Origin of the sequence: Mesorhizobium sp. M1050 (assembly GCF_040318715.1) — a bacterium.
Classification (GTDB): domain Bacteria; phylum Pseudomonadota; class Alphaproteobacteria; order Rhizobiales; family Rhizobiaceae; genus Mesorhizobium.
This window is the reverse complement of the sequence record NZ_JAMYMV010000118.1, coordinates 1-11,140: the sequence shown is the minus strand read 5'-3', so window position 1 is coordinate 11,140 and position 11,140 is coordinate 1. Positions and strand designations below refer to the sequence as shown.

8 protein-coding genes and 3 pseudogenes are annotated in these 11,140 nt (G+C 59.9%); 7 read left to right on the top strand and 4 right to left on the bottom strand.

What is annotated here, in order from left to right:
- The 3 genes and pseudogenes from NKH57_RS32320 to NKH57_RS32310 all read left to right on the top strand — a co-directional run.
- Positions 1-878: site-specific integrase (locus tag NKH57_RS32320; protein WP_352950355.1), on the top strand; the 878-nt coding region annotated here is incomplete at its 5' end.
- Positions 879-970: 92 nt separating this feature from the next.
- Positions 971-2,128: pseudogene (locus NKH57_RS32315) on the top strand (tyrosine-type recombinase/integrase); the annotation flags it as partial.
- A gap of 601 nt (positions 2,129-2,729) precedes the next feature.
- On the top strand, positions 2,730-2,966 hold the full coding sequence (locus tag NKH57_RS32310; protein WP_352950353.1) for a hypothetical protein: 237 nt from the start codon (positions 2,730-2,732) through the stop codon (positions 2,964-2,966).
- Positions 2,967-3,014: 48 nt separating this feature from the next.
- On the opposite strand, the gene NKH57_RS32305 is transcribed toward NKH57_RS32310, so the two are convergent.
- Both NKH57_RS32305 and NKH57_RS32300 read right to left on the bottom strand, forming a co-directional pair.
- Positions 3,015-3,539 carry a helix-turn-helix domain-containing protein gene (locus tag NKH57_RS32305; protein WP_352950351.1) on the bottom strand — a complete coding sequence of 175 codons (525 nt, stop codon included), beginning with the start codon at positions 3,537-3,539 and terminating at the stop codon, positions 3,015-3,017.
- Between the two features lie 66 nt (positions 3,540-3,605).
- Entirely contained in the window at positions 3,606-3,887 is a 282-nt protein-coding gene (locus tag NKH57_RS32300) for a hypothetical protein (RefSeq protein ID WP_352950349.1), read from the bottom strand.
- 77 nt (positions 3,888-3,964) lie between these two features.
- On the opposite strand from NKH57_RS32300, the gene NKH57_RS32295 reads away from it, so the two are divergent.
- Together NKH57_RS32295 and NKH57_RS32290 are read left to right on the top strand one after the other, a co-directional pair.
- Positions 3,965-4,213, top strand: coding sequence for a helix-turn-helix domain-containing protein (locus NKH57_RS32295; protein WP_023825680.1), 249 nt, complete (start codon positions 3,965-3,967; stop codon positions 4,211-4,213).
- 45 nt (positions 4,214-4,258) lie between these two features.
- Positions 4,259-4,411, top strand: a pseudogene (locus NKH57_RS32290) (helix-turn-helix domain-containing protein); the annotation flags it as partial.
- Between the two features lie 120 nt (positions 4,412-4,531).
- Here the strand turns inward: NKH57_RS32290 and NKH57_RS32285 are convergent.
- A complete protein-coding gene (locus NKH57_RS32285) occupies positions 4,532-4,918 on the bottom strand; it encodes a hypothetical protein (RefSeq protein ID WP_352950347.1) in 387 nt (128 codons plus the stop codon).
- 1,060 nt (positions 4,919-5,978) lie between these two features.
- Positions 5,979-7,054 (bottom strand): annotated as a pseudogene (locus NKH57_RS32280) (IS110 family RNA-guided transposase).
- Positions 7,055-7,757: 703 nt separating this feature from the next.
- On the opposite strand from NKH57_RS32280, the gene NKH57_RS32275 reads away from it, so the two are divergent.
- Both NKH57_RS32275 and NKH57_RS32270 read left to right on the top strand, forming a co-directional pair.
- A complete protein-coding gene (locus NKH57_RS32275) occupies positions 7,758-8,099 on the top strand; it encodes a transposase (protein WP_352950345.1) in 342 nt (113 codons plus the stop codon).
- A 916-nt stretch (positions 8,100-9,015) separates the two neighbouring features.
- A partial coding sequence (locus NKH57_RS32270; RefSeq protein WP_352950343.1) for a VCBS domain-containing protein occupies positions 9,016-11,140 on the top strand: 2,125 nt, incomplete at its 3' end.

The following is an 11,140-nucleotide window of genomic DNA, read 5'->3' as shown; positions in this document are numbered from 1 at the left end:
GCGAACTCATCGACCTTCATATCGACGACATGTGCGATGTAGGCAAGTCCCCTCGCCGCTCCAAGGCCGCAGCCCTCGATATGCTGCGACGACATCTGGGGAAGTGCAACATCGCAGCCCTTGATCGCGAACGGCTCATTCGTTTTGGTCGCGACCGGGCCGACCAAGGCGCCGGACCGATGACTCTCGGTATAGACATTGGCTTTATAAAACTCGTTCTGGCTCATGCCGCTGCCGTTCACGGCCTGCCCGTCAAGGTCGAACCAGTCGATCTCGCGCGTATCGCCCTCAAGAGACTTGGCCTCGTTGGGAAAGGCCACCAGCGCGACAGACGGCCGACGCAGGATGAACTCGACAGGCTCATCGGTCACTTCGATGCAAACTCACGTCAAATTACTCCGGTTAGCCAGATCATACGTTTCGCTGTCGCAACCGCGATGCGCCAAGAGGAAATCTGCAAGGTGCGTTGGTCCGACTTGGAATCTCGCACGCGGATGCTTCTCATCCGTGACCGCAAAGACCCGCGGAACAAGAACGGCAACAATCAGCGCATACCGCTATTTGCGGCAACTGGATACGATGCTTGGGCCATTGTCGAGGAGCAGCGCGCAAAGAGAAGCAATGACGATGATCGAATTTTCCCGTTCAATCATCGGTCAGTTGGCACCGCCTTCCGTCGAGGGTGCGCTGACCTGGACATCCATGACCTTCATTTTCATGACTTGCGGCACGAAGGGACAAGCCGCCTTTTCGAGGCCGGATTCACGATCGAACAGGTGGCGCTTGTGACCGGGCACAAGGACTGGAAAATGTTGAAGCGATACACACATCTCAAACCGGAGGCTCTCCACGCCCTGTCGGCAGCGCGCGCCGCTTAGGAAGTGAACATCTCGCTACTGGGTATGCCGGTTTCCAGAATATCCTGGAAGGGGAAACACCCATTCCGCGGAGCCTGGAGTCTCCGCCTACAACAGGCCGCCTCGTTCTCGTGATAAAGCCAATGCCGACCCGCGTAACGGCGGACTGGATGGCCCATCAGTGGCGAGACCAAAAGCGTCTCAAGAAAAAGCTCGGCTCGTATCCGTCAATTGGCCTCAGCCAGGCCCGCGAAATTTTCAAACGCGACTTCGCCGACGTGATCCAGAAGGGACGTAGCATCAAGATTGCGGGTGACACGCGACCCGGCACGGTCTCAGATCTGTTCGAGGCCTACGTCGCGTCGCTCAAGGCAGATGGAAAACCGTCCTGGAAGGAGGCCGAAAAAGGGTTGAACAAGATCGCCGATTCGCTCGGTCGCAACCGCCCTGCCCGCGACATCGACCCTGAAGAGATCAGGGAGATCATTCGCCCGATTTACCAGCGGGGCAAACGGTCCATGGCCGATCATGTTCGTAGCTCTATTCGATCAGCCTACAGTTGGGGTCTGAAATCGGAGCATGATTACCGCTCGTCCTCGGTCCGTCGCTTTCGTCTTGTCTACAACCCGGCTGCAGGTATTCCGACCGAACCAAAAAACGTTGGAACACGTTGGTTGGACGAGGAGGAATTTGTCCGTCTCTATCGATCGCTCGAAGCTCCCGATGCGCCAGTCCATCCCCCTTACACGCGTGCCGTAAGAATTCTCATGTTGACGGGACAGCGCGTCGGGGAAATCGCTGGGTTACACGTCGACCAATGGGATGCGGCCGAGCGCATCATCGACTGGTCCAAGACCAAGAATGGACAGCCTCACGCTATTCCCGTGCCCAAGATCGCGGCAGAGCTTATCGGGTCGATCAAGCCGAATGAATTTGGTTGGTTTTTCCCATCCGCGACCGACCTGTCCAAGCCTGTCAGCCATGGAACGCTCTATTCGTTCATGTGGCGCCAGCGCAATCGCGAGGTCATTCCCGTCGTGACAAACCGCGATCTCCGGCGAACCTGGAAAACGCTTGCCGGCAAGGCAGGTCTCTCGAAAGAGATCCGAGACCGATTGCAAAACCACACTCTGCAGGACGTTAGTTCCAAGAGCTACGACCGCTGGAATTACATGCCAGAAAAGCGGGCTGCCATGGCGCGATGGAACAAGTTTGTCTGCGAGCTCCTGATGAAGAGGAAGCGTAAAGCCGCGCCCAACGAAGCTGCATGACCTAACGATTGCATTCTCATCGGCATCCCTCAGTGATCGCCGGCGGAGGCAAACGTTCACCTTTAAGACTACGAATCTGGGGGTCAGGAGTTCGAATCTCTTCGGGCGCGCCATTCCATCTGATTGATTTTCCTTAGCTTTTTGACCGTTCAGACGAGTTTTCACCGGCTTGATTTTCGGAATTCAGCCGGTTTTTCAGCCGGTTTTGGAAGAACGGACATGCCTTCGAACCATATCGCAGCCTGGCGAATGGTGGCCCTCCTGTTTTCCTCTTGGTCAACATGCGGCTCGATCAGATTCGCACGGATCGGGCTTGCGGTCGTCGATCTAGGCGGTGGAGGCTTAGGGCAGCGGGTGTTGATGTTGCCGGCTTCCTGACGCAAAACCTAGGGAATGACAGTTCGGAAAAAGGCAAACCGTCTTCAACTGCCGCCGCTTGTTGCAGGTGAATGGCGTGGTGAGATCGTTGGCTCAGCCAACATCAATTTTGGCCAGTCCGTGCAGCCCGGGCCACCACGTCAATCAGTCGAGTTCAGCTATGTCATACTGGCCGCCTTGCTGATCATGCCGAACGCAGCATTCCGATGGCCTGGTGGTCGTCATGATCATGGCCCCAACGCCCATGAAGACGGAACACCCCGACGCGGGAGCGCTTTTTGAAGCCGATCAACTGGCGTCGCTGAGCCTCTCCCTTGACGTCACCAGGGCGCAATTTTCAGACATGCTGCCACGCTTTGAAGCGAAACGATTCAGGGATTTTCACTTTACTGTGGAGGAAAAGGAGGCAGACGGTAGATGGCCAGTGCGAAGCTGGGGCATGGGAACCGCCCGGCTTTGAGCCTACTGACGATGCCCGCGGTTGCTACGAGACAGCCTTAAATGGCCGTCACTCGGTCTTGCGGTCATCAGGCATGGGTTCGTCGATCGCCTTGGTGTCCATATTCACATCGAGCCCCGCCAATTCCTCCCCCAATGCGGCGATTACGCCTGCCACGCGACCACGCACCCGTGGAGGCAGCTGCATCAGCCCCTCGATAAGGCGCCGGCCTCCGGCGCTGGCGATAAAGTCGATGCGCTCGTCGACAGGCAGAGGCGCAGCTTCACGGCTGGTCTCGTTGCCAGGCAGGCCTTCGAAGAAGCGGCTGACAGGAACGTCTAGCGACCTGCCGATCTCGTAGAGCATGGAGGCGCTCACGCGATTCCTCGCGTTCTCATATTTCTGGAGCTGTTGGAAGCTGATACCAATGGATCGGGCAAGCTGGGCCTGCGAGACGTCCGACTGGACGCGAACGACCGCGATCTGCCTGCCTACGTGCTGATCGGCGGGATGAGGCGCGCACTCCGCTCCGGTTCTTTCCCACACCTCGAATCTGGTGCGCTTCGATTCCGGAAAAATCTTCTGATGCTGCATCTATCACTCCAGACCGGAGAGTTTGTCGTGCTGCGCTCCCGCGAAGCTCACCAAATTTCCAAATGATCAGGGAAGTGCGAAACCTTCCTGATCGGCGTTCTGGCCTTTGGTTCGGGTAATCCGGATTACCCGAATGGTCAGAGAGTTTGACGCCGTTTCGGCGGCACCAATCGCCAGTAGGGTCTTGCAGCCCAGGGATACTCGTCTCAGCCGCAGAAAGAATACCTTAAAGGCGGCATTAGAGATCCGGCTCACCAGCCTTTCCAACCCCATCTTGCGGCGGCTGCACGCCGACCGCGAAGAGAAGGATGAACCCGAGCGGAAGCTCTCTTGTCCAAAACCAATCACGGAATCTGGGTCTCCGAATGTCGATTGTCGAGAATACTCCGTGGTGAAATACTCTTCAAGGCACTGCTCTCGGATATATGGAAATCCGAGAGGTGTTCGCGCGAAACCTGAGAGCTTTGCGGCAGACCAAAGGCCTGTCACAGGAGGAGCTTGCGCATCAGGCAGGGATCGATCGCACCTACATTAGTGCGTTGGAACGCAACGTGTATAACGCCAGCATCGATGTCGTTGATAGGCTGGCCGAAGTGCTGGGCGTCGACGCCGCAGAATTGCTGAAACGACCCTCAGCTGATCTGCAGGGATCGAAGTCGGAGCTTGACGAATAAAGAAGTTGATAAACTCAACGTGTGTAAGTTGCCAAGTCTACGCACATGGACATGCGCGAACTCGTGGGCCGAAACTTCGGTCGCTTGCGTCGGGAGAAGCGCCTGACTCAGGAAGAGGTGGAAGCGAGTTCAGGGTTCAGCCAGCAATATCTAAGCGGCCTGGAACGTGGTCGTCGCAACCCGACGGTCATCACTCTGCAGTAGCAAACCGATGCGCCTCTTTTGAGACGCGTTACGGGCAACGGCAAACTAACCTTCTGCGTCCAATATGAGGCGCATACCCAGACGTTCATTACCGCCGTCCGTGCGCCGGTCGCATCATCCGTTCCAAATCGTCGATCGGAGAACGGCCCGCATGTGCTCTGCGAGGTCTAGTTCACCGCGCGCCTCGATCTCCAAAAGATATCGGGCCTTGGCTAGGCGATCCCCTTCCCCAACAGCCGGATAGCCGCAGATGGCGAGCAGCGCCCTCTCCTCTTGCCGGCTGGCTCTGACGGGGTCGCCGCTGCCACCGGCTAACTCGTGCAGGGCTTTGCCGAACTCAGCATAGGCTGTCTTGTGCGCCTCAACCAGCGCTCGAAGACTAGTGGACAGTTCTTGGTCTCGACTCGGCGGCTCTGCACCGAGCGTCGTTGCCGTCATTGACGAGGCGACGACTGCGCTGCCGGAGTGGAGGAGCAAGGCGCGGCGGTTGATCCTAGACATGGCAACCTCTTCCGATTGCTTTGATGGCCATCACGCCAGTGGCGTAAAACCATCAAAGCGTAACATTTCGGTTTGCGCATTCGTGTCAGGATCAACAGACCCAAGCAGTCAAGACCTAGGGCGGCTGGGCGACGCGTAGCGCCTGCATCTCGGATAGGATGCCGTGCCCGACGAACCCTCCGGCTGAACCTTGGAGTTGAGGGGCGGACGTGTCGCGAGTGGCTCGCTTTCACTGGGCGTGAAGCCTATGCATCCGCAGTGCGGAGGATGGCGCCAGCTGACAAGCCTGCGCTCGGCCGCCATCTTACGGCCGGCGCCGGCGATGTCGCTTCACGGGCCGAAGTGACGCCCCTCTGCTGCAGCGAGCAGTTCGCCGATCGCGAGTCACCTGAGGATAGGTCGGCGAGGTGCTAGCGTAGTCTACCCAACAGCTCACTATCTACCGACGAGCCGCCACCTCAGGAACAATCGCTGACCACGCCCTCCTTTCCCGGCCCCGGCCCCACTACGGCCAGCCGGGCGGCCACACATCGCACTAAGCTACGGACGAAGAACGAAAATCAACGATCTTAGGAGGTGCGCGAAATCCTCGCACCTCGCGTAAATGCTGCATAACCACTTGAAACAACACGACCGATCCACGCCGCACCTCGCGGCCTTTTATCTAGCCGTCCTAATCGGTCGTGTTTGGAGATACTTTGTAGCCATCGTCGTTCCTCCTTCCGTCTACGATAATACACGACTCTGTTCTCTGCGCTACGATTCCGCTTTTGAACGTCGAGCTCCGATGCGCCGTGCAATCTTCCGCGCTCTGCGACGGTGTGGTTCGGCTGCATGGTTGCAGCGCTCGAGCCGTCGTGGCGCGCTTTTCCATCGGACTGACGGAGCATCGTCACAGGCAATCGAGCGCGGTCATCGTCGGCGCGGCCGCAGGCAGGATAACGTGCGTTCCGTCGTTCCTGGTCTGCATTCGGTTCTCATCCGCCGCGGCGGATCTCCTTGTGTCAGATGGCGTCCGTCAGCGTGCGGGCGCCATGCGTTTCAACCGCCGTCGCGCCGCTCATCGATGCGCTCCGAGCAGCTTGCGGTCCTTGACATGGGCGCGCTGCGTGGCGTCGGCCTCGCCCGCAGCGGGATCTCCGACATAGAACGTGCCGTCGCTCCAGATCGCATGCATGATCACCGCCAGCTTGCGCGCCACCGCAACACAAGCCTTGCGGTGGCAGGAGCGTTTGGCAATCTCCTGGCCCCAACTCTTGACCTTGTCCCCGCCTTGAATCGCGTCATCAGTCCCGACGCCGCCTCGTAGAGCGCGCGCCGCATGTCCGCATCGCCAGCCTTCGAGATGCGGCCCTGAACGTCGATCGACGTGCCCGACTGCCAGCGCTGCGAGGTCAGCCCGAAATAGGCCGCGACGTCACGCGAGCGGCGAAAGCGCGACGGATCGTCGATTGCTGTCATGAACGAGAGCGCCGTGACCGGGCCGACGCCGGGGATCGCCATGAAGCGTCGACACAGCTCGCTGCGCGCCACCATTTTGACGACGAGATCGTGCAGCCGGCAGTACTGTTTCCACAGCGCCGCGCGCCCGTCAGCATGGCGTCCATCAGTTCGGCCGACAACGGATCGTCGGCCACAGCCTGGCGGACCGCCTGCTCGAAAGCGCCGCGCGATGTGCCGCCAAGCTTGATGCCGAACGCTTCAGCGAGTGGCGGATGGCGTTCTCCAGGTCGAGAAACTTGGCCTTCAGATTGCGCCGGTGGGTCAGCAGAAGCTTCGTCCGGTAGCAGCTTTCAGGCTTGACGGAAACCAGCCGGTGCGCATGATATGGGCGATGCCGAGCGCGTCGGCCTTGTCGGTTTTGTTGCGTTGCGCCGACAGCGCGGCACGCACATGCTGTGTCTCCAGGCAGATCGCCGGCAGGCCGAGTTTCTTGAGCTCCGGATGCAGCCAAGGCGACAGCGAGCCGGCCTCGTGACCGAGGCGGCGCAGTCGCGCCAGAAACGGCTTCAGCACCGCAAACAGCGCCTCCGGATCGGTCATCACCGCCACCTGCAGATGCACCGCGCCCTGATCGTCGACGACGCAAACCGCCGTCTCGTCCATCGCCATGTCCAGTCCACAAAAGAATTCCATCGTTCGCCTCCTGCGCTGTTTGACAGACGCAGAATGTGCCGCCGACTACCGGCCGTCGCCAGCAGCGGCGCAGCTGACACACAGCTTTGCTGCCCCTCCGGGCGCCCGCCCCGATTACGGGCGGCAATCTTAGTCGGTCGTGCCTGGCGAGACTTTGTGGTCCATCGTCGTTTCTCCTTTCATCTACGATAATCTACGAATCTATTCTCTATGCTACGCTTCCACGTTTTGGCGTCGAGCTCCGATGCGCCGAGCAGTCTTCCGCGCTCTGCGATGGGGCGTTTCGGCTGCGCGAAAGCAGCGCTCGAACCGTCGTAGCGCACCTTCCATCGGGCTGACGGAGCATCGTCACAGGCAATCGAGCGCGGTCCGGCGATCTGTCGATCGGCGCGGCCGCAGGCAATGTATGGCCCGTCTACAAGCAGAATGTTTTGAGAGGCACAACCGGTCTGCACCAATGTATCCGGCCTCGGCGCTTTGGACGCCTTGCCAAGATGGAATACGCGCGCCCGGCTCCTAACAAGATACTCGACCTCGAAAGGGCCGTTGCCTGCCGACAGGCTTGCCGAATGCCGATTACCGTGGGGCCATCTCTGTGTACATCCTCCTGCAGACTTCATGCGGCCGAGCAGATGCCGGGACGCACCGGCTCGAACTCGTTACCGCTTGGAGGCCGTTACAGCTTCGTAGGGGCGCTGAAGCGGTGGACGAGCGATCTAACCGGCGCCGATTCAGCGACGAGCAGAAGCGGGCAATCGTGCAGAAGATGGAGGAACCCGGCGTCGACGTGGCGCAGGTCTGCCGCCGCCATGACGTCGCCACCAGCATGGTGTTCCGCTGGCGGGTTGAGTTCGGCCTGACCGCTCGCAAGGCGCCGCAACTGGCAATGGTGGTGCTTGCCGACGGCGCAGCGAATGAGCCGCCCGCGCTCGCGGCGTTGCGCAAACTGGTGCAGAGGCCAGACGGCATGGCGGCGATCGAGCTGGCCGATTGGCGGCGCGTATTTGCACCGGCGGGCGCCACGCCGGCTGCGGTGAAGCCGTAGCTTGCCGGTATCCGTGTAGGCCGCATGGGACCGATTTGTGAGGTAGGAGACAGTAGCGGCGGACACCAGCGACCCAAATTAGGCCGCTGCCGAATAGCATTCTCCGTTTGTACCTGCAGACATCACATATTTGTTGAGCCGGATTCTTGCACCGATCTGGAGGGCTTCCTCAATCGGACCGCCGGAACTTTGCAGGATAACGATGGAGATCGTGAAAGCAATCAGCATCGTCCTGGACGATCTCGCCCGCAACACTAATCACTTCGACCGCGTTAACCGTTCATCCGTTTGGATGTTGACGTTTACTCTTCATTGGCGTTAAGAATGCGTTAATATAAGCGCCTCCTAAAAAAAGATCCTGACGGGCAGTCGGGAAAAGGGGTCATGGGGATTAAGGGAACGCAGCGCGGCTACCAGATAGCGGCTACATGTTGTAGCCAAGACTTACACGCGGACGGCAATGTTGACTACGCACTGACAGTAGCCGTAGCCAAAATTCGCATGTTGATCGTAGCCGTTTCAGATGGAGAGTGACTAATCTGTCAATGCGGCAGTGAACAGATGTGGAGGGCATCTGTCTCGTGTACGAGTAAAAGGTGGGGTTAAAATGGCTTGTTCTGAATTCACAGGCGCCAATGCCAATACAAGGCAGGCCGAGGACGACGTCTCCAGTTCTAGCCGCGACACGGCCATCCTCGTTTTGCCCCCCCGGTCCATTGGTCTGAATGGGAACTCCTTTGATAGCGCTCTCGCCGGGATCATTCCCTGGCTGGCGATTGCAAGCCATTCGCACTTGATTTCTTTTGACTGGCGACGTTGCAGGCGACGGGCGTTGACGCGCTCGGCCGACGTTGAATGTTGCGCATAAAAACTTGCGCTTCGGGCAAGCGCTCCACGGGCACTAGGGGGAACTGTTATGGGTGGGACAACGACGTCTTTTTCAAACACGCCGCAGGCAGCGGATGATTTCTTCACCAGCGTTTTCACCGGGCTCACTGAAGACAGTTTCGGGACCGTTTTTCTCAATGTAATGGCCAACGATCTTGGCGGAAACGCCAAGTCACTATGGTCGGTCGATAACGGTACGAACAACACTGGCGCTATGAGCGGCTACATCGCAGCTGATTTGTTGACGCAGGACTTAGGGCGGATTGAATCCGCGAGTTCCGATACAAGTGCCAACGGCGCAAAGATCTGGATTACGGCCGACGGGAAGGTGGGATACGATACAGCGTACTTGTCGGCTGCTTTCAGGGCGCAGTTGCAGGGGTTGAATGCCGGCCAATATTTGACGGACACCTTTATCTACTCTATCCGGCTCGGCAACGGGACGCTCAGCTGGGCAACCGCGACCATTCAGTTCGCGGGCACCAACGACGCGCCGGTGCTGAGCGATACGAGTGATCCGGTTGCGGTGCTCGAAGCGGGCAATGCATCGGCCCAGAACCTGGTCGCGATCACGGGCAATTTCTCGGTGACCGATCTCGATATCGGCGACACGCTGCATGCGTCGGTGGTGGGCAGCCCGGTGGTACAGCTCAATGGCAGTCCGTTTTCGTTGCCCGCCGGGGCAGCCGCGCTGATCGCCGGGAGCGCGTTCACGCTGACGGATACAACCTCCAACGGTGGCGCGGTCAACATCGGTTACAGCTACGATCCGACTGCCGCCAACCTCGATTTCCTGGGCGCCGGCCAGAGCCTGACCATCACCTACACGGTGCAGGTCAATGATGGTACGACCAACTCCGGCACGCAGAATGTCACCTTCACCATCACCGGCACCAACGACGCGCCGGTGCTGAGCGATACGAGTGATCCGGTTGCGGTGCTCGAAGCGGGCAATGCATCGGCCCAGAACCTGGTCGCGATCACGGGCAATTTCTCGGTGAGCGATCTCGACGTCGGCGACACGCTGCATGCGTCGGTGGTGGGCAGCCCGGTGGTACAGCTCAATGGCAGTCCGTTTTCGTTGCCCGCCGGGGCAGCCGCGCTGATCGCCGGGGGCGCGTTCACGCTGACGGATACAACCTCCAACGGTGGCGCGGTCAACATCGGTTACAGCTACGATCCGAGCCCTGCCAACCTCGACTTCCTGGGCGCCGGCCAGAGCCTGACCATCACCTACACGGTGCAGGTCAATGATGGCACGACCAACTCCGGCACGCAGAATGTCACTTTCACCGTCACCGGCACCAACGACGCGCCGGTGCTGAGCGATACGAGTGATCCGGTTGCGATGCTCGAAGCGGGCAATGCATCGGCCCAGAACCTGGTCGCGATCACGGGCAATTTCTCGGTGAGCGATCTCGACGTCGGCGACACGCTGCATGCGTCGGTGGTGGGCAGCCCGGTGGTACAGCTCAATGGCAGTCCGTTTTCGTTGCCCGCCGGGGCAGCCGCGCTGACCGCCGGGGGCGCGTTCACGCTGACGGATACAATCTCCAACGGTGGCGCGGCCAACATCGGCTACAGCTACGATCCGAGCCCTGCCAACCTCGACTTCCTGGGCGCCGGCCAGAGCCTGACCATCACCTACACCGTACTGGTCAATGATGGCACGACCAACTCCGGCACGCAGAATGTCACCTTCACCATCACCGGCACCAACGATGCACCGCTCGTGGCGGCGACGGACGTCACCGGCGCGGTCACCGAGCAGGTCACCCCGGTCGGCAACCTCACCGACACCGGCACCATTGCCTTCACCGACGTCGACCTCACCGACGCCCACAGCATCAGCCCAACGATCACGGCCTCGGCCGGCGCGCTCGGCGCCCTCACCGCCAGCGTCACCACCGACACCACCGGCTCCGGCCTGGGTGGCGTGGTCACCTGGAACTACAGCGTCGCCGATAGCGACGTGGAGTACCTCGCCAAGGACCAGACCAAGGTCGAGACCTTCACCATCACCCTCGACGATGGCAACGGCGGCACCGTGGATCGCACGGTTTCGGTGACCATCACCGGCACCAACGATGCACCGCTCGTGGCGGCGACGGACGTCACCGGCGCGGTCACCGAGCAGGTCACCCCGGTCGGCA